The organism is Halalkalibacter sp. APA_J-10(15) (assembly GCF_023017105.1).
Lineage (GTDB): Bacteria > Bacillota > Bacilli > Bacillales > Bacillaceae_D > Halalkalibacter.
Window position 1 is genome coordinate 135,234 of record NZ_JALKEV010000006.1, and the last position, 19,899, is coordinate 155,132.

Annotated in this window: 21 protein-coding genes; 3 read left to right on the plus strand and 18 right to left on the minus strand. The window is 38.5% G+C overall.

The genetic code is table 11. The annotated features are described in order from the left end of the window. Positions 1–209: 209 nt before the first annotated feature. The 3 genes from MW695_RS09235 to MW695_RS09245 all read left to right on the plus strand — a co-directional run bounded on the left by MW695_RS09235 (position 210) and on the right by MW695_RS09245 (position 2,461). Positions 210–764, plus strand: coding sequence for a YqfQ family protein (locus MW695_RS09235; protein WP_247105019.1), 555 nt, complete (start codon positions 210–212; stop codon positions 762–764). 132 nt (positions 765–896) lie between these two features. Beyond that, positions 897–1,391: a CarD family transcriptional regulator gene (locus MW695_RS09240; RefSeq protein WP_035343596.1), complete on the plus strand. Its 495-nt coding sequence runs from the start codon at positions 897–899 to the stop codon at positions 1,389–1,391. 128 nt (positions 1,392–1,519) lie between these two features. Further along, positions 1,520–2,461: a 4-hydroxy-3-methylbut-2-enyl diphosphate reductase gene (locus MW695_RS09245; protein ID WP_247105020.1), complete on the plus strand. Its 942-nt coding sequence runs from the start codon at positions 1,520–1,522 to the stop codon at positions 2,459–2,461. 152 nt (positions 2,462–2,613) lie between these two features. Here the strand turns inward: MW695_RS09245 and MW695_RS09250 are convergent, their stop codons facing one another. The 18 genes from MW695_RS09250 to MW695_RS09335 form a co-directional block, all read right to left on the minus strand. Continuing rightward, positions 2,614–3,732 (minus strand): Nif3-like dinuclear metal center hexameric protein, encoded by a 1,119-nt coding sequence (locus MW695_RS09250; protein ID WP_247105021.1) that lies wholly within the window; start codon positions 3,730–3,732, stop codon positions 2,614–2,616. Then, positions 3,729–4,439 carry a tRNA (adenine(22)-N(1))-methyltransferase gene (locus tag MW695_RS09255; RefSeq protein WP_247105022.1) on the minus strand — a complete coding sequence of 237 codons (711 nt, stop codon included), beginning with the start codon at positions 4,437–4,439 and terminating at the stop codon, positions 3,729–3,731. Before MW695_RS09255 ends, MW695_RS09250 begins: the two co-directional genes overlap by 4 nt. Before the next feature lie 126 nt (positions 4,440–4,565). After that, a complete protein-coding gene (locus MW695_RS09260) occupies positions 4,566–4,937 on the minus strand; it encodes a c-type cytochrome (RefSeq protein ID WP_247105023.1) in 372 nt (123 codons plus the stop codon). 133 nt (positions 4,938–5,070) lie between these two features. After that, entirely contained in the window at positions 5,071–5,595 is a 525-nt protein-coding gene (locus tag MW695_RS09265; RefSeq protein ID WP_247105024.1) for a hypothetical protein, read from the minus strand. Positions 5,596–5,689: 94 nt separating this feature from the next. Beyond that, positions 5,690–6,808: an RNA polymerase sigma factor RpoD gene (gene rpoD, locus MW695_RS09270; protein ID WP_247105025.1), complete on the minus strand. Its 1,119-nt coding sequence runs from the start codon at positions 6,806–6,808 to the stop codon at positions 5,690–5,692. A 47-nt stretch (positions 6,809–6,855) separates the two neighbouring features. Further along, positions 6,856–8,643 carry a DNA primase gene (dnaG, locus tag MW695_RS09275; protein ID WP_247105026.1) on the minus strand — a complete coding sequence of 596 codons (1,788 nt, stop codon included), beginning with the start codon at positions 8,641–8,643 and terminating at the stop codon, positions 6,856–6,858. A gap of 39 nt (positions 8,644–8,682) precedes the next feature. Further along, a complete protein-coding gene (locus MW695_RS09280; RefSeq protein WP_247105027.1) occupies positions 8,683–9,162 on the minus strand; it encodes a YaiI/YqxD family protein in 480 nt (159 codons plus the stop codon). A gap of 201 nt (positions 9,163–9,363) precedes the next feature. Then, positions 9,364–10,176 (minus strand): pyruvate, water dikinase regulatory protein, encoded by an 813-nt coding sequence (locus tag MW695_RS09285; RefSeq protein WP_247105028.1) that lies wholly within the window; start codon positions 10,174–10,176, stop codon positions 9,364–9,366. A gap of 30 nt (positions 10,177–10,206) precedes the next feature. Further along, entirely contained in the window at positions 10,207–12,288 is a 2,082-nt protein-coding gene (glyS, locus tag MW695_RS09290; RefSeq protein ID WP_247105029.1) for a glycine--tRNA ligase subunit beta, read from the minus strand. A 2-nt stretch (positions 12,289–12,290) separates the two neighbouring features. Continuing rightward, positions 12,291–13,169, minus strand: a complete 879-nt coding sequence (glyQ, locus tag MW695_RS09295; protein ID WP_247105030.1) for a glycine--tRNA ligase subunit alpha — start codon at positions 13,167–13,169, stop codon at positions 12,291–12,293. Positions 13,170–13,515: 346 nt separating this feature from the next. After that, positions 13,516–14,271 carry a DNA repair protein RecO gene (gene recO, locus MW695_RS09300; protein ID WP_368859657.1) on the minus strand — a complete coding sequence of 252 codons (756 nt, stop codon included), beginning with the start codon at positions 14,269–14,271 and terminating at the stop codon, positions 13,516–13,518. Positions 14,272–14,308: 37 nt separating this feature from the next. After that, a complete protein-coding gene (locus MW695_RS09305; RefSeq protein WP_081727969.1) occupies positions 14,309–14,455 on the minus strand; it encodes a YqzL family protein in 147 nt (48 codons plus the stop codon). 226 nt (positions 14,456–14,681) lie between these two features. Next, positions 14,682–15,596 (minus strand): GTPase Era, encoded by a 915-nt coding sequence (gene era / locus MW695_RS09310; RefSeq protein ID WP_247105031.1) that lies wholly within the window; start codon positions 15,594–15,596, stop codon positions 14,682–14,684. Further along, positions 15,589–15,987: a cytidine deaminase gene (locus MW695_RS09315; RefSeq protein WP_247105032.1), complete on the minus strand. Its 399-nt coding sequence runs from the start codon at positions 15,985–15,987 to the stop codon at positions 15,589–15,591. The genes era and MW695_RS09315 overlap by 8 nt, the downstream gene beginning before the upstream one ends. Continuing rightward, entirely contained in the window at positions 15,984–16,721 is a 738-nt protein-coding gene (locus MW695_RS09320) for a DUF502 domain-containing protein (protein ID WP_247105033.1), read from the minus strand. The genes MW695_RS09315 and MW695_RS09320 overlap by 4 nt, the downstream gene beginning before the upstream one ends. 150 nt (positions 16,722–16,871) lie before the next feature. Beyond that, positions 16,872–17,261, minus strand: a complete 390-nt coding sequence (locus MW695_RS09325; protein ID WP_247105034.1) for a diacylglycerol kinase family protein — start codon at positions 17,259–17,261, stop codon at positions 16,872–16,874. After that, positions 17,245–17,715 carry an rRNA maturation RNase YbeY gene (ybeY, locus tag MW695_RS09330; RefSeq protein WP_247105035.1) on the minus strand — a complete coding sequence of 157 codons (471 nt, stop codon included), beginning with the start codon at positions 17,713–17,715 and terminating at the stop codon, positions 17,245–17,247. The genes MW695_RS09325 and ybeY overlap by 17 nt, the downstream gene beginning before the upstream one ends. Next, complete coding sequence (locus MW695_RS09335) at positions 17,712–19,895, minus strand: HD family phosphohydrolase (RefSeq protein ID WP_247105036.1); 2,184 nt, start codon at positions 19,893–19,895, stop codon at positions 17,712–17,714. Before MW695_RS09335 ends, ybeY begins: the two co-directional genes overlap by 4 nt. Positions 19,896–19,899 lie beyond the last annotated feature (4 nt).

A 19,899-nucleotide genomic window follows, 5' to 3' on the forward strand; every position in this document is an offset into this window, starting at 1 on the left:
ATGCATATAACTATTTATAAGGAATCTGATAAGAAAATTGGAGTAGCAGCTTTTCTTAATTGCGTCGCAGGTAATCACTATAATGATTCTGAGTTGCTAAAAACGTGACCTAACTTCATATCCACGTGTAACGTACGAAGCAGACACTCTTCACAGAATGACTTACTGCTCTTTTATTTAATAAATGTCTATTGAAAGGAGTTTCGATTATGCATCAATTTGGACCACCATTTGGCTCAATTCCTATGCAATCAGCTATGACAAGTGGTATGATTCCACCAACCCCTCCTCCATCTTTCCCTGGGTCAGCAGCAGGTTCACTTTTATCGGGTGGAGGTGGTGGTGGGCTTTTATCACGTCTTTTCGGTTTAGGTGGCGGAGCTTCTCAAACAATGGGAGGCTTAATGGGAAGTGGCCTTTCATCTGCCACAGGTAGTGGAATGAATTTAACAACAATGCTTACAAATGCTCAACGTATAGTCGGTCTAACACAACAAGTCATGCCAATGGTTCAACAATATGGCCCTTTAATCCGCAATATGCCGATGATATGGAAGATTATGAGAAGTTCTGATAGTTCTGATGACGGCGAAACAGTATCCGGCAACGAAGGTGTGGAAGATCATAACACCTCTACCGCCGATTCAGAGGGAACCACGCCCGTTACAGTAAAAGAAGAAGTAGAGGTTACGTCCAAACCGTCTAAACAATCAAACAAAAAAACAACAATCAATGGAATTCCTGCTCCAAAATTGTATATTTAAATGAATTTTGCATATGAATAGAATAGACTTTTTAAAATTTAGTAATTGACAAACAAACCCTATCAGTAGTAAAATTTACTTTTTGTATTTTTTTTGGTATAATAAAGGTAATACTCGATTGGAGGAATGCCCATGTTTAATGTCGGCGACCATGTTGTCTACCCTTTCCACGGAGCTGGAACAATAAAGGATATTGAAGAGAAAGACGTATTAGGTGAAATCCTTTCCTACTACATTCTTCATTTTCCACTAGTTGATGTGACGTTAATGCTCCCTGAAAACCGTATTAATGATTCTGGTTTACGAAAGGTGATTGATCAATCCGAACTAGATTCACTTATAGAAGCCTTACAAAATGGACCTGACTTACCGCCAACTACAAGTCATTTCTCTCGCGAAACCGAAAATTTATTAAAAAGTGGTAGTATCATCGATGCTGCACACTTAATATCGTCTCTTTCACGTAAACAGACAGAAAGAGCAAACGGTCTCCATATTCAAGATCGGAATCACCTGCAAAAAGCCCGACAGATGATTGCAAGTGAGCTTGTTCTTGTCAATGATATGTCTGAAGAGCAAGCATATGAATTTATTGATGATGCTTTACTTGAAATGAAACAAGCGTAAGGATTGTCACATTCGATAAACTCCTTTATACTAAAAGAATAAATAAGCATAGAGATGTTTCAACTAATCATTGGAGCATCTCTATTGTCTTTGTATACCGTTGGAAAACAACGAGGAGGCCAAAAGCTATGAATGTTAAGAAAATATCTCCAAGAGGCTACTGTTACGGCGTTGTCGATGCAATGGTTCTTGCTCGCCAAGCAGCAGCAAACCTAGATTTACCTCGCCCTATTTATATTCTCGGAATGATTGTCCACAATAAGCATGTAACAGATGCATTTTCTGAGGAAGGAATCATCTCATTAGATGGACCAAACCGATTAGACATTTTACAAAAAGTTAATAAAGGTACAGTCATCTTCACGGCTCATGGGGTTTCTCCAGAAGTCCGTAAGCTAGCAAAAGAAAAAGGCTTAACAGTCGTAGATGCAACGTGCCCTGATGTAACCCGTACTCATGATCTCATTAAAGAAAAGCAAGCTGAAGGGTATGAGTTCATTTATGTTGGAAAAAAAGGGCATCCTGAACCCGAAGGCGCCATAGGGGTTGCTCCACAAGCAGTCCATTTAGTAGAATCTGTGGAGGATGTAGAAACATTGCACCTAAGCTCTTCTAAAATCATCATTACAAATCAAACGACAATGAGTCAATGGGATGTAAGTGACATTATGAAAAAAGCGATGGAGCTATACCCCCATGCTGAAGTTCATAATGAAATCTGTTTAGCCACTCAAGTTCGTCAAGAAGCTGTTGCCGAACAAGCTAAGGAGTGCGACCTTGTAATAGTAGTAGGTGATCCTAAGAGTAACAATTCAAATCGTTTAGCTCAAGTATCTGAACAAATTGCTGGTACGAAGGCTTATCGAATTGGAGATTTATCTGAATTGAAATTGGAGTGGCTTTCAAACGTCGAGACTGTTGGAGTTACTTCAGGAGCTTCTACACCTACTCCTATAACGAAAGCAGTTATTACCTTTTTAGAACATTATGATGTAAGTAAAGAAGTGACATGGGAAACACAACGCGAGATTAATCTCAAGAAAATTCTGCCTAAGGTAAAATTGAAATAAGCATTGACTCTTAATGGGTTTCCTTGGACAAACTGAGGAACACCTTCCCAAGTGTTATCAACAAAAAATAAGCGAAAACGTAAAAACGCTATTGAGAGTCATTTCTCAATGCGTTTTTACTACAGATGAGTTAACTTGGCATCCTATCCATTTTACACAAATTGAAATGGATCTGTATGTATTTTTGATGCGATTACTTCCGTTGAAGCTTTTTTCTCGTGAATAACATTTTCAAAGAAGTGTTTAACGGACTCCTTCATAATTTTCTCTACATTGTGACCAGGATCAACAACGGATAAACCAGCCATCATAGCATCATGAGCAACATGATAGTATACATCACCCGTTACGATAACATCTGCTCCTTTAAAAACCGCATGATTTATGTATTTATTTCCATCTCCACCTAAAACAGCTACTTTTTTGATCGGAGTTTGAAGGTCACCAACGACACGCGCACCTTTCACACTAAATACTTGCTTAACATGTTCCGCAAAGACTTCCAAAGAAATTTCCTTCTCCAATACTCCAATTCGCCCTAACCCTAACACATTACCTGTGTTATCAAGTGGATAAATGTCATAAGCAGGCTCTTCATACGGATGAGCTTTTATTATTGCATTGAGCACCCTCTTCTTCATAGTCACTGGAAGAATTGTTTCAATTTTCACCTCTTTCACTTCCTCTAGCTTTCCGCGTTCACCAATATGCGGGTTCGTACTATCACCAGGTAGGAAACGACCGATACCTTTAGAGGAGTAACTGCAATGACTATAATCGCCAATGTTCCCTGCTCCTGCTTCCCCTAAAGCACGTCGTATATCCTCTTCATGACTTTCCGGTACAAAAACAGCTAACTTTATTAAATCAACGGACTGTGTAGGGGCCAATACATCTATATTTTTTAACCCTAATGCCTCAGCCATCCTATCATTCACACCACCTGGAGCCACATCCAAGTTTGTATGAGCTGCATAAATCGTAATATCATGCTTTATCGCTTTTTCAACAATTCGGCCATGAGGTGTATCTGTATCAATTTTCTTTAACGGTCTAAACAAAAGTGGATGATGCGCAACAATTAAATCCACCTTTTCATTAATCGCTTCATCGATTACTTCTTCAAGTACGTCCAGTGCCACCATAACCTTGCAAATCGGCTTGTTTAATGTACCAATCATTAATCCATTTCTATCCCCTTCAACTGCATAGGATTTCGGTGACCACGCCTCAAACTCTTGAATAAGCACTTGTCCATTTAACGGTTTCATTGAATGACCTCCTCTACCATCTCAATTGTTTTCTTTAGTTCCATTTTCTTTCTTTGTATTTCCTTATCTTCCTGCTTTGCTTTTTCAAGTGATCGTATAATACGTTTCCAGCCTTCAATTTCAAGCTCCCACTTTTTCCTGAAGACAGATGATTTTTCTTTCATTAAATACGGACCTACTAGCATTTTCACTTCTTCATTGTCTAAATATATCTCTTGATCATCTCCACGTTCAGCTACAAGGATTTCATAAATCTTACCATCTTCTTCTATAATTGATTCATGAATAAGCTTCCAATTTCGTCTTCTTAGCCAGTTACGAACTAGATGTGCTGTTACATTTGGTTGTAAAATGAGCCTTGAAACCCCGTCAAGCTTATCCTTTCCTTCTTCTAATATCGTTGAAATGAGTCCTCCCCCCATTCCGCAAATTGTAATGACATCAACTTCACCTGACATCATGACATTTAAGCCGTCGCCCTTTCGCACAGAAACATCTTTCTCTAAACGTAAACGTTTCACTTGAGCTTTAGCTGATTGATAAGGCCCTTCATTCACTTCTCCTGCCACTGCAAATTTCACTTTATTGTGCAGGCTTAAATAACACGGTAAGTAAGCATGATCTGAACCAATGTCTGCTAACATAGCACCTTCTGGAACTTCCTTAGCAACTGCCAACAACCGTTCTGACAATTGAATTGCATTCACAGCATATCCCTCCTTTCCTTTTTCAGTGCCCGCGAATATATTTTTTGTGTCTTTTAAACACTCTTTTATAGGAAAAGAAAAGGTATTTCAAAAAGGATCCCTCCCTTTTAAAATACCCCCTTCTCATTATTCAGACTCTGATAATAAATATTGTGCAATCGCATCTGCCTCTAGATCACTCAAATTATCAAAAGCAGGCATCGTACCAGGTCCTGTATGAATAATATCAACGATCTCTTCGGCTGTTAGTTCTCCTTCAAGAGCATTCAATGCAGGACCAGATGTCCCCGCTAAATCTCCGCCATGACAGGAAATACATGAACGTGAATATAATTCTTCTCCTGCTACGATTGGGTCATCAATGACAATCTCTTCTTCTGCTTCTTCGTCTGAATCCATTTGTGCTCGTTGATCCATCGCCCAAAATGATAGGGCTACCATTAATAAAATTCCAACAATTGCTGTTATAGCAAAAGGTAATAGTGGTTTTCCTTTCAATGTCATATCCTCCTTCAATTGTAATGAAAGCTCGTCAAGTTATGAAGACGTTAATAATTCCCTATCTCATTCTACTGTAAAATGAAATGAAAGAAAAGGGATTGTCTCTAGTTTTGCTTTTTTTGTCACTCTTTTATCGAATATAGATGACAATCGCTAAAATGAAAGCCATTACTCCAGAAAGGAAAAATAATTTTGATTTCCATTTCCAACCTATTAATGCCCAGATTAACCCATTTATGAGTGTTGCCAATCCTAAAACAAGCATATGATTTTCCATTATGGCAAAGCCTATTTGCATCATCAATAAATAAACAATCATCACAGCCATTAATTGATATAGACGAGCGAGTACTAATGAATGCTGTTCGACTTGCTTAGCAATCATAAAAATAGCTACAGTAAAAATAATCGCAATTCCGATTTGCAATAATAATGGAAATTGAGTAAAATAAAAGATAAGAGCTGTTAACAAAAACATAGCGTACACCATTATTAACGGAATTAGAGTGAATTTTTTAAAGAAGCCTTTTTCACTAGCTCCTTCTCCTTCCATATATAAGGTTAATAAAAAATCACAATAATGCTCTGGTAACAGCTTAGAATTTCGCCAATGCTTAATTTCTTGAATAACGATTTCTTTTCGCTCTTTCCTCATGTTCTCCTCCTGGATTTAAAAGAAAAGGACTGTTCTTTTGTTTAAAAGAGAACAGCCACTTGTGATCTACCTATTACTCCTTTTAACCTAGAGCTTATTCTAAGAAATCCTTTAATCGTTTACTTCGACTAGGGTGACGAAGCTTTCGAAGTGCTTTCGCTTCAATTTGTCTAATTCTTTCACGAGTAACCCCGAACACTTTCCCAACTTCCTCAAGTGTACGTGTTCGACCATCGTCTAAACCAAAACGCAGACGGAGCACATTTTCTTCACGATCAGTTAATGTATCTAGTACATCCTCTAATTGTTCTTTCAAAAGTTCATATGCTGCAGCATCTGACGGAGCTAAAGCCTCCTGATCTTCAATGAAATCTCCTAAGTGTGAATCATCCTCTTCACCAATTGGTGTTTCCAATGATACAGGCTCTTGGGCTATTTTAAGAATCTCACGAACCTTTTCAGGAGTTAATTCCATCTCCTCTGCCACTTCTTCAGGGGTAGGCTCACGACCAAAATCTTGTAGCAATTGCCGTTGCACACGAATAAGCTTATTAATCGTTTCAACCATATGAACGGGAATTCGAATCGTTCTTGCTTGATCTGCAATCGCACGAGTAATCGCTTGACGAATCCACCATGTTGCGTACGTACTAAATTTAAACCCTTTATCATAGTCAAATTTCTCAACAGCCTTAATTAAACCCATATTGCCTTCTTGTATTAAGTCAAGGAAAAGCATACCACGACCAACATAACGCTTCGCAATAGAAACAACAAGACGTAAATTAGCTTCAGCTAATCGGCGTTTCGCTTCTTCATCTCCTTGCTCAATTCTCTTTGCAAGTTCAATTTCTTCTTCAGCTGACAAAAGCGGTACTCGACCAATTTCCTTTAAATACATACGAACAGGATCATTTATTTTTATACCAGGAGGAACACTTAAATCATTAAGATCAAATTCTTCCTCTTTCTCAGTCTGTTGCAGACTTGGCACAACATCATCAGAATCATTGGAAATTTCAACACCTTGCTCTCCAAGGTATTCAAAAAATTCATCCATTTGTTCCGAATCCTGGTCAAAAGCGGCTAATTTCTCTGTAATTTCGGTATATGTTAACACACCGCGCTTTTTCCCTAGCTCTACTAATTGTTCTTTCACTTGATCGATTGATAATTCACCTTCCGCTAACGGACGTAATGGCTTATCAGTCATTCGATCCCCTCCTTCCATTGTTCCAACCAACGCTTAATTTAACTTTCTTACAGCATCTGCTTCAGTCGTTGAATTTCTGTAAGCATCATTGCTGCTTTTATTGGATCCTTTTCTTTCTTCACTTCAAGTTCCTTCTGCTGTAACTCTACCCGTTTTGGATAAGTTTCAATCCATCTCATGTAATCATCAAGCTCTCGTTCGTCATATTCATCATTGACACTAAGCAAAGTAAGCTCAGTTGCTAATCTTGTCAGTTGTTCATCCGTCAACTGCTGGATAAACAAACTAGGGTCAGCCTCATAGCCTTTAGCATAATAAGCAAATAAATAAGCAGCTAAAGCTTGATGCTCATCAACATTAAAAGCACCACCGAGTCGACTTTGGACAACTTCAGCAACATGTTCGTCTCTTAACATGTGTGCTAGTAATATCCGCTCTGCATTTTGATATGCTGGCAAGAGCTTCTTTGTTTCAAACACTTGCTTTCTAACGTTGATAACATCTGACTTCTCTCTTTTTGATTGACCCTTCTTTTCTCGAAAAAGGCGATATTGCTCTTGCTTCAATGCCTCTAATGAAAGAGAAAATTCATCAGCTAGCTGGCGAATATAATGATCTCGTTCAACAGCTTTTTTCAAGCTTGCAATTTCGCTTAGAACCACTTCAATATATCTCATTCGCTCAGATTCATCTTGAAGATTTCGACCTTGCCGTAAGTACAACATTTTAAATGCCATTAACGTAAGACTTGACCCTATTACATCCGTTTTAAAACGTTCTGCACCGAACGCTTGAATGTAGTCATCGGGATCATAACCGTCAGGCATTTTGGCAACCTTAACGATACAACCTTCATTCTGTAAGATTGAAGCATTCTTATAAGCCGCTTCTAATCCCGCCGCATCAGAATCATAACAGAGAGTCACCATTTCTGCATTACGGCGCATCATTCGAGCTTGTTCTTCTGTTAGTGCTGTCCCAAGTGTTGCTACACCGTTCGTTACACCAGCAGACCAAGCAGCTATGACATCCACATACCCTTCAAACAAAACAATAGAGCTTTGCTTTCGTATTGAAGACCTGGCTAAATGCAGTCCATATAATGTTTGACTCTTATGAAAGATAGCTGAATCTGAGCTGTTTAAATATTTTGGTTTTTCGTCTGATATCGTTCGCCCACCAAACGCGATAACTTGACCTTTAGCATCCCAAATCGGGAACATGAGCCTATTACGAAATCGATCATATGTCCCACCGTCTGACTCACGTTCGCCTAATAAACTAGCTTCAACCATCTCTGCCTGATTAAAATTTCTCTTTGTTAATAACGTCGATAACGCATCCCACCGATCTGGTGAAAAGCCAATTTGAAAATATTCAACCTGCTCTCTAGTGAATCCTCTTTCTTCCACGTATTCTCGACCTGGTTTTCCTTCTTCAGTCAGCATCAGTACATGATGATACATTTTTGCAGCTACGCTATGTGCCTTTTTCATATTCTGCTGAGGTTTAGAAACATTCGTTGAATGAGTTCCTTCAATAGAAACATCGATATTTGCTCTTTTCCCAAGTTGAACTGCTGCTTCAACAAATGACAAATTTTCTAGCTCCATTAAAAAGGTAAAGGCATTTCCTCCAGCACCACACCCAAAGCAATGATACAATTGCTTATCAGGTGATACAGAAAAAGAAGGAGTTTTCTCTCCATGGAATGGGCATAATCCACTATATTGTCGACCTTGCTTTTTCAATTGAACATGATCACTGATTACATCGACAATATCAGTAGAACGTCTGATTTGTTCAATGACTGAATCTGGAATACGAGTCGTCATTTGATTCATCTCCAACATGCATTTATTCGAGCTTTTTTGCTATAATCCTGCTTTTTTTTCTAAAATTTCTTTCAGGCTCGCCTTAAATTGATCTCGATCCTCCTGTTTATAAGGTTTTGGTCCTTTCGTACGCCTTCCCATTCTCCTTTGTTTTTGAGAAAGAAAGCGCACATCTAACAATTGATCCATATCTTTCTCCGTGAATTCTTTACCTCGTGGTGACAAAACATACATACCTTTAGCTAGCAATAATGACGCTAGAGCATGGTCTTGTGTCACACATATGTCGCCTTTTTTTGCATGGTTAGCTACATATAAATCGACTGCTTCTTTTTCTTCGTCGACCGTAACTATTTTTGCTGGTTTTGGTAAAGACAAAAAATGCGCATAGGAGGATACAAATACCATTTCTACTACATACGCTTTGCACAAATCAACGATTTCATTTTTCACAGGACATGCATCAGCATCAACATATACTACGATTGGTGAAATGTTCATATTACTATCATTCAACATCCCTTTCAAATTTCCTGCTTCAATCGTAAAGAAATTGGTTGATTTTTGTCGATTGTAAAATATAATCTCTTCCCCGCTCGTTTTCCTTTACTATCTTTACCAAAAAACGAAGAATAAGTCTTGACTTTTTAAATTTATTTGATCTTTTTGCAAATATGCCATATTAAAGACGAAAAATTTAGTTTCATTTTTCTTCACTTGTTATTGTCTAAACATATTAGAAATTAAATTAGCTGTTTCTTCGACTGCTTTATTAGATACGTCAATAACCGGACACCCAATACGCTTCATAATCGTATCAGAATAGGCTAGTTCTTCTTTAATTCGAACCATATTAGCATAATGTGCGTCTTCCTTTAATCCAAGCGCTTTTAACCGTTCGGCACGTATACCATTCAGCTTTTCTGGGCTTATCTTTAACCCTATACACTTTTTAGGAGAAACTTCAAATAATTCCCTTGGAGGCTCAACTTCTGGTACTAGAGGCACATTCGCTACTTTTAATTGTTTATGTGCCAAATATTGAGATAATGGTGTCTTTGAGGTTCTCGAGACACCAATGAGAACGACATCCGCTCGCATAATCCCCCTTGGATCACGACCATCATCATATTTTACCGCAAATTCAATTGCTTCTACTTTACGAAAGTAATCTGCATCTAGTTTATAAATAAGACCAGGTTCAGAACGAGGATGTACATTAGTTAATAATTTTAATTCTTGTAACATTGGCCCGATAATATCAACAGCATGTACACGTTCCTCTCGTGCCTTCAAAATAAGGTAATCTCGAACCTCAGGAACAACAAGTGTGAAAGCAATCAGAGCATGTGTCTTTTTAGCCAATTGAATAATTTCAACAATTGTTTCCTCATCATCGACAAACGGAATTCTTCTTACTTCAATTCCAGCCCCATTAAATTGACTTGCCGCCGCCTTTACAACGAGCTCAGCAGTTTCTCCTACTGAATCCGAGACAACATAAACAATTGGCTTTGTTTCATGTCCTTCCACTACTTATCCCCCTTCCCTTTTCTCGAATATTTACGTAGTAAACACAAGCTCTTGAAAATTGGCAACAGATTGTATGACAGAGGCAAGTGCCACCATCTGATTCAATCGGTTTTCTCGAATGTCATGAACTTCAGACATGACCATAATATTGTCAAAGTAAGTATTAATCGTTGGGGTGATACTGCTTAATGCATCTATAGCCTGATTCACCTCACCAACTGATAATGCTTCATTTATCGCTTGCTCTAATGTTACACATGCCTCATATAAATGCTGTTCTTCTTCCTTTTCAAATAAATCTGTTAAAACTGAACCAGATTTTGTTGCCTTTTTTGAAATATTCGTCACCCGACTTAATGCATCAACCATATTTTTAAAATCAGTTTTTTGACGTCTTTCTGAAATGACTTGAGCCTTCTTTACAACTGTTGGAATGTGCCCTATTACTTGTGCTAACACAGCATCAATCACATCATACGCCATACCACCTTCTTGTAACGCTGCTCTTACACGTAGCTGGAAGAAGTGCTGTAATTCACGCTTGACCTCTTCACGATCCCTTTTTAAAACCTTCTTTTCTTCGGCAATGTCAAGAATTTGGACCAATAATTGTTCTAGCGTTACATTTAACTCATAATCTCGCAGCATTTGAACGACACCTGCAGCTTGGCGTCGAAGCGCATAAGGGTCCTGTGATCCAGTCGGAACGAGGCCAATCGCAAAGCACGTGACAATTGTATCAAGCTTATCAGCCATACTAACAATGGCGCTAGCGAGCGTATCCGGACTATTATCACCCGCATAGCGAGGTTTATAATGTTCGAAGATCCCGTGAGCAACAGCCTTTTCTTCACCAGCAAACTCTGCGTACACTTCACCCATTCGCCCTTGTAACTCGGTAAACTCACCAACCATTTGAGTAACAAGGTCAAATTTAGCAATGGATGAAATACGTTCAGCTACTTGCTTAGTTTTATCGTCAACCGCTACTAGCCGACTAATGATCGTAGTCCCTTTTTGAACACGTCGAACCTTATCCGCAATCGAGCCTAATTCTTCATGATAAACTATTTGCTCAAGTTGTGCGAGCGCATCGTCGATCGCTAGCTTTTGATCCTCTGCATAAAAGAATGCCGCATCTGATAGTCGTGCCCGAAGTACTTTTTCATTTCCTTTAGCTACATTCTCTAAATGATCTCGGTTACCATTACGAACAGTGACAAAGTAGGGCAACAGTTGACCTGCTTTGTCTTCTACAGGAAAATACCTTTGATGTTCACGCATCGAAGTAATCAACACTTCTTTAGGCAATGAAAGAAACTCTTTATCAAAGCTCCCAAACAAAGCTGTTGGGTACTCAACTAAATGATGGACCTCGTCTAACAAATCGTCATCCACTGGTATAACCCATTTTTTTTCATTTTCTATTGTCTCAAGCTGTTGACGAATAATAGCTTTTCTTTCATTCGCATCCACGTAAACAAACTGTTCTAATAACAAACTTTTATAGTCTTCCGGCCTCGCAATTTTCACTTGGCGTCCAAGAAAACGATGTCCGTAAGTTATGTTATTTGTTTCAATATCCGTAATAGAGAACTTCACGACCTCATTCCCAAACAGGGCAACAAGCCATTGGATTGGCCGAGCATACTTTAATGAATGTGAGCCCCAGCGCATATTTTTAGGGAAGTGAAGAGACGTAATAATCTCCTTTAATTCGGGTAATAGCTCCATTGTTTGTTTACCAGCAATAAATTTATGAGCATAAATATACTCGACACCCTTTAACTCTTTAAAGAATAAATCATCAGTACTAACTCCTTGCCCTCTAGCAAATCCCTGTGCCGCTTTACTCCAATTACCTTCTTCATCATAGGCAATTTTCTTCGCTGGTCCTTTTGCCTCTTCTTCAATATTAGGCTGTGTTTCATCTAAATTTGAAATAAGAATCGCTAATCGACGAGGAGTTGCATATGCTTGAAGATCACTATACTGTAAACGTTTTTCATCTAACCAGGCCGCTACCTTTTCTTCTAATTGATTAATGGAAGGAGTGACAAATCGTGCTGGCAATTCCTCCAAACCAATTTCCAATAGAAAACTCTTACTCATATTTACTCTCCTCCTTCCTTCAACATTGGGAACCCAAGACGTTCACGCTCGTCATAATATAGCTTCGCCGCTGTCCTTGCGAGATTTCGTACACGACCAATATAACCTGTACGCTCTGTTACTGAAATCGCACCACGAGCATCTAACAAATTAAACGTATGTGAGCACTTTAGAATATAATCGTAAGCAGGAAACACAAGATTCTCATCAAGCGCCCTTTTCGCCTCTTGCTCATACGTTGAAAATAAAGAAAATAGCATGTTCGTATCAGAAACTTCAAACGTGTATGTGGAATGTTCAAATTCAGGTTGCTTAAAAATATCACCATATGTAAAACCTTCTACCCATTCAAGGTCAAATACATTTTCTTTATCTTGAATGTAAGATGCTAGGCGCTCTATTCCATACGTAATCTCTGCAGATACAGGGCTTGCTTCAAGTCCACCCACTTGTTGAAAATAGGTAAACTGTGTGATTTCCATACCATCTAGCCATACTTCCCAACCAAGACCGGCACACCCTAATGTAGGATTTTCCCAATTGTCTTCTACAAAGCGAATATCATGCTCAAGCGGATTAATTCCAAGTGCTTTTAAACTATCAAGATACAGTTCCTGAATATTTATCGGTGATGGCTTCATGATAACTTGAAATTGATGATGCTGATAAAGCCGATTTGGATTTTCACCGTAACGTCCATCGGCAGGTCGTCTTGATGGTTCAACATACGCTACATTCCATGGTTCAGGACCGATTGTGCGCAGTAATGTGAACGGACTCATCGTCCCTGCACCCTTTTCTGTATCATACGCTTGCATGATCATACAATTTTGCTTTGACCAAAATTCTTGCAGCGTTAAAATCATTGTTTGAACGTTCATTTGCTCGCTCCTCCTGCATTCTTCATTTAAAGTGTAAATATATCTCTAAAGGCTTTCGAACAACAAAAAAACCCTCGTCCTATGCCTTCATTTGACATAGGGACGAGAGCTATATCCCGCGGTTCCACCCTATTTATTAACGTAATAATTTACATTAATCTCTTTCAACGTTATGCTCCAGAACGCCTTCCTTACCGTCTTAAGCCCTAGCTCGCACCACCCTAGGTTCGCTTTCTTAAGATACAGTAAATACTACTTTCCTTCAACGCATCATATTCATATAATATGCATCATACTCAAATTCTAGCCTGCTGTCAATAATATTTCAAAACTAATGGACGTCATTTTATTCATTTAAATCAAATCGCTCTAATTGTTCCAAAAACCGCTTTGATTTTAACCTTAGACCTGAATACTCTTGATAATAAGAATCAATAATCATTTGAATATACTTTTTTGTCTCATTTTTCAGTGAGATGTGACCAAGTCGCTCTAAATCTACATAATAGAATAAACGCAAAAGCTTCACATGCTGTGGATTTAGTTGGAACGCATGAGGATCTTTATTTCTACATTTTGGACAAAGAAATCCAGCATTCTTTATGGAAAAAGCAATAGGCTGATTTATAGATCCGCAGCTTGAACATTGATCCAGCTCGGGCTTTATTCCGGCAACAGCAAGCATCTTTGTCTCAAAAATCATTTTTAGGACATCTACATCTAATCCCTCATCGATATAAATCAATATTTGATAAAGCAATTTAAATATCTCTGAATACCTTGTCTTTTCATCCGTTAGTTTATCCGTTAACTCCAGCATGTAGGAAGCATGAGCGGCTCGCCTAAGATCACTCCTAATATCACGAAATGAGCTTGTAATATCAGCTTGTTGTAAAACACCTAGGCCACTACTCGTTTGAATCACAAAAATACCATACATAAACAATTGAGAAGCAGCTGACAATCGACTTTTAGGCTTTTTCGCTCCACGAGCCATCACGCCGATTTTTCCTAATTCTTTCGTAAATAACGTCACCACTTTATTTGTTTCTCCGTAATCAATCGTACGAATGATAATCCCTTCAACTTTTTGCATCATCATAACACAAGCACACCTTCATGTTAGGTGTCAATCATACTCAATGGGTAGGTGAATCAAATGTTTCACTTTGTTCCACGTCATCTTGTCCAAATTGTTCATCTGAATCTCGCTCTAATTCCTTCAGTAACAAATACGTGTCTACGTTGCCTGTCATTGAAAAGACTTTCCATGAAAAATCGAGCATATCAGACTCCACCTTTCTAAAAGATTAACGTCCTATACTAGTATGATGACCGCTATTTTCTATATCATGTTAAGGAAAAATTGTTAATTAAAAAAGCTTGACAAAGCCAATTCTCCTTATTTTTCTACTGTCATTCCTTACTACAATGATAATCGACTAAACCAAAAAAAACAATGGCTAGCAGCCTAGCCATTGTTAAACTCTCATTACAAAGAGTAGACAACTTTCAGTATTCGTCCTCTTTAAAACCATACTCCTGCAAGTGCCTTGCTTTGTTACGCCAGTCCTTTTGAACCTTTACCCATAATTCTAAGAACACCTTTGAACCAAGTAATGATTCAATATCTGCACGAGCTCGCTTTCCTACTTCCTTTAGCATCGAACCTTGTTTTCCGATAATAATCCCTTTTTGCGAAGAACGTTCTACGATGACCGTCGCTCCAATGTAAACAGTCTCATTGCTCTCTCTCTTCTTCATTTGCTCAATGTTAACAGCAACAGAATGAGGAATCTCTTCACGAGTTAAATGTAGAACCTTCTCTCGAATTAGTTCTGCTACGACAAATCTTTCTGGGTGATCTGTCACTTGGTCACTAGGATAATATTGCGGCCCCTCATCTAAATATTCAGTAATTTGTTCGAGTAAAGTTGGAACATTATTCCCTTCTAACGCTGAAATAGGAATGACCTCTTCGAATGGATATTTCGTATGATATTCATCAATCACACGCATGACCTTTTCAGGCTCAATTTGATCAATTTTATTTATAACAAGAAAGACCTTCGCTGAAGCTTCCTTTAATCGTTCAATAATATACTCTTCACCTGGACCGTAACGTTCAGTGGCATCAATGACATATAGGACGAGATCGACATCTCGCAACGTATTTTGCGCTACTTTCATCATGAAATCACCAAGCTTATGTTTCGGTTTGTGAATGCCTGGAGTGTCAATAAATATAATTTGTGATTCATTACTCGTATAAACACCTTGAATTTTATTACGTGTGGTCTGTGCCTTATCAGACATGATTGCGATCTTTTGCCCAATCACATGATTAATAAGTGTGGACTTCCCAACATTAGGGCGTCCTATAATCGAGACAAACCCTGATTTAAATTTATTTGCTTGATTATTCATTCATATCCTCCGCTTTAAATGCTCCTGGTAATAAATCTGAAACAGTTGTTTCCTCAATATCGCCCTTCATATTTGACAAAATGACGGTTGTAAGCGGATGGCATAACTCAGCCATCACTTGACGGCAAGCTCCACATGGTGATACAGGTGCATCTGTATCAGCTACAATCGCAATCCGCTTCACATTGCGTTTTCCATCAGAAACAGCCTTGAACAACGCAGTCCGTTCAGCACAATTCGTTAATCCAAATGAAGCATTTTCAATATTTGCACCTCTTACAATTGAACCATCCTCTAACTCCAAAGCAGCTCCTACGGGAAATTGGGAATAGGGCGTATATGAATAGGCCCTAGCTTCCATCGCTTCTTTAATTAATTGCTGCTTGTTCATATCCTTTCATCCTTTCGTTTCCTTACTCTAACGACCATTTGACCTTCTTCATATTCTCCTTCAAATGATTCACCTTGACCTTCATCATCAGGTGGCACAACCACTCCTCCTGAAATAATAAATTTAAGCCCTTGCTCTACTGTCATATTCAAGAAAACAACATCTTCACGAGGAATTAAGACAAGCCAACCAGATGTAGGGTTCGGAGTAGTCGGTAAAAAGACATTAATACAGCTTTTTGATGTCAACCTTTGCACCTCACCACGCGTTTCACCGGTCTGAAATCCAACCGTATACAACCCTTTCCGAGGATATTCAACGAGTACAACATTTTTAAAAGACGACCTTTCCTGAGCAAAAGCGTGAATAATTTGCTCAACAGAGGTGTAAATGGAATTAGCTATAGGTATCTTTCGAAATGTATGATCAATCGAATAAAAAACTTTCGAACCCTTCCCTTGGAGACGCATCGCGCCAACCCATGTCACTAGAAGAATCGTTAGCACAAACCCAATGCCTAGCAACCGCTCTGAAAAAGGGGTGTACACGCCGAGAAAATAAATACGATCATACACGCTTGTAATAACATTTAATCCTTTTAAAACGTCCGTTATAAATGAACCTAAAAAAGCATCCACTAAACTAAACAATAGTTGCAATACATAAATCGTTGCAATTGCAGGCAATAGAAAAATGAGCCCTGCTATAATATTTTTTTGGAACCTTTTCCACATGACTGAAAGTACCCCTCTCCCAACCATATAAGAAACATGAAGCAAACTTTTTCTTAATGGCACCTATACTAAGTCTAACAGATATTACTCTTAATCCGAACGACCCATACCATTAAGATAGACGCTTTTCACTAAACATAAACCATTCCATTACGACAATAGCTCCAATAACGGAGGTAGAAATATAAGTATACCTATTACAACAGCAAAGAAGCAATAAATAAACACGCCCGCTGCAGCAATATCCTTTGCACGTTTAGCTAATGGATGATACTCATTTGTCACTAAATCAACCGTACGTTCAATAGCTGTGTTCATAATTTCTAAAGCAAGCATGCCGGCTATGACTAGTAATAGAATGAGCCAGTGGATCAACGGAACACTTAAAAAGTAAGCGCTCAATAGAGTAATAATGGCAACAATAAAATGAATATTCATATTTTGTTCATGCTTAAGTACATAAACAAGCCCTTGCGATGCATAATAAAATGATTTCAGCAGTCGTTTAAAGCCACGTCTATTTCTATCTTGTAAGTCCATAATCCATCAATATGTTCTCTTGCCTCGAGAACATTTCCTTCTCTTCGGCTTCTGTTATATGATCATAACCTAGTAAATGTAGCATACCATGAACCGTTAAAAAACCGAGCTCTCGTTCAAACGAATGATTGTATTCATCTGCCTGCCTTTGAATATGGGAAACTGAAATAATAATATCACCTAACATATTTGGCAAACCGTCACCTATAACACGAACTTCTTCTTCTGATTCTTCATTTAACGCAAAAGAGATCACATCTGTAGGATGGTCCTTATTACGATATTGTGCGTTAATTTGTTGAATTTGTCCTTCGTCAACAAAAGTAACAGACACTTCAACCTCTCCCTTTACCTGTTCATATTCAACGGTCTTAATTATAATTTGTTCAACAAGGAGTTTATGTGTTTCCTGTAAAGTATCTGTTTCATCAATAAGGTCAATAATGACACTCATTTTTTATCTCCCTTTCCTTTTATATCTTCGGGGTACTCAATTCGTTGATGAAACGTTCCCTTTAACGTTTCACACATTGATCGTGCAACTTGATCCAATTCTTTTAGTGTCAAATCTGACTCATCAAACTGACCATCCTCAAGCTTGTCCCTAATAATCTTACGTACTAAAGATTCAATTTTATCTAGTGTTGGCTTTTGCATCGAACGAACAGCTGCTTCCACACTGTCTGCAATAGCCACAATAGCTGATACCTTCGTTTGCGGCTTCGGACCTGGATAGCGGAACTGGGATTCAGAAATCTCCTGTTCACTTTCTTGGTTAGCCTTATGATAAAAATACTTCAATAGTGTTGTTCCATGATGTTGCTCCGCAATATCAATGATTTCCTTAGGCATTTTAAATTCTCTAAGCATTTCCGCTCCATCATAAGGGTGTGCCGTTATAATGGTTCGACTTAACTGTGGTGATATTTTATCATGCGGATTTTCCATTTTCATTTGATTTTCGATAAAGAAATGAGGACGCTTCGTCTTACCTAAATCATGATAATAAGAAGCGACACGTGCTAGTAAACCATTTTCACCAATTACCTCACAAGCACCCTCTGATAAGTTTCCAACGACCACACTATGGTGGTACGTACCTGGAGCTTCGACTAAAATTTTTCTCAGCAGTGGATGATTCGGGCTCGACAATTCTATTAGTCGTGTAGACGATAGTATTCCAAACCCTGCTTCTAAAAACGGTAACAATCCAATCGTTAAAACAGATGCAACAAAACCTGATAAAAAGGCAAAGCCAAGATGCATGCCCAACTCAATCCAAGAAGGTTGAACAGATTTTAAGAAGAGCAATGTCACGACAACGACGATGTTAATACCTGAGACGAACAAGCCTGCACGGAGTATTCGAGATACTCGATTCGACTTTTCGAGGAAATAAGCGCCTGCAAATCCACTAAACAGCATATAAAATCCATATGTGAAATTAAATGTACCTACCGTATCATTATTAAAAAAGACACTGCCCATTATCGCGAATATGACACTTGTAAATAAAGCAATTCGAGTATGAATCAATAGCGTAATCAGCATCGCTCCAAGTGAAACAGGTACAGCATATGCTAATCCGATAATTCCTATGACTTCTAATAAACTAACGACTTTCATTAAAATAACCGTAATTAAGAAAATGATAATAAACATGAGTAAATGGCTATTATTCGTTTGAACAGACGTCTTAGCTTGGCTTAAATAGTAAGATAACATCGCCATCATTAACATTATTAACATGGCGAGTCCTATATAAGGTAGAAAATGCACTTGATCATCCAATAAACCAACTATCCGCAATTGCTCATACACTTCATGGCTGATCATTTCTCCTTCACGAACAAGAAGCTCTCCTTCACGAATAAGAACTGGCTCGACATTTTCAGCAGCCTCCTCACGAAGTTGCTGAGTCGCATCAGCGTCATAAATATAATTCGGTATGATCGCAAATTGTGCCACTTCAACCATTGCGTCCAGTAATCGATTACTTACAGTAAAAATTGCAATTTGGTTCTCAACCTCTCGCTTGGCATCAGATACATCACGCGTCGAGATCGATTCACTCATAATTTCATAAACCGCATTTGTAGTCGATTCTCGCGCTATTTGCAATTGTGAATCAGTCGCTTGTAAAAAAGTTAATAGTGTATCATCAGAAAGATCATTGCTTGTCCCAGGTGAGAGTACCTCCTTTATATACACAAGTCGCTCTTCGAGTAATTCCTCTTCAGTACTTAAGGCAAGTTCATCCTCCTCAAGCTCCTCTTCTTCAAGCTCTTCTTCCTCTTCGTTACGAACTTGAGTAATGAGGTCAAATATATCATGCACTTTGCCCACCTGGTTTTCAGCATATTCGCGCTTTAATTCATAAACAGGAGCGATAGAATCTCGTGCTTCTGCTCGTCTCTCATCTGTTTCAGACCTATGCTCAACTGTAAAGGGCGAACGGATATCACGGTCGGCCATTTCAGAAAGTCGGACATCTAACGTATCATGTATAATATTCCCAATCATCAAAAAGTATAAAAGTACGCTAACAATCATGAATAATATAATACGTATGTAACGATGATCCCTTAGGCGTTGCCACCATTTTAATTGATCAATCGGTGATTGTTTTTTCATCAAT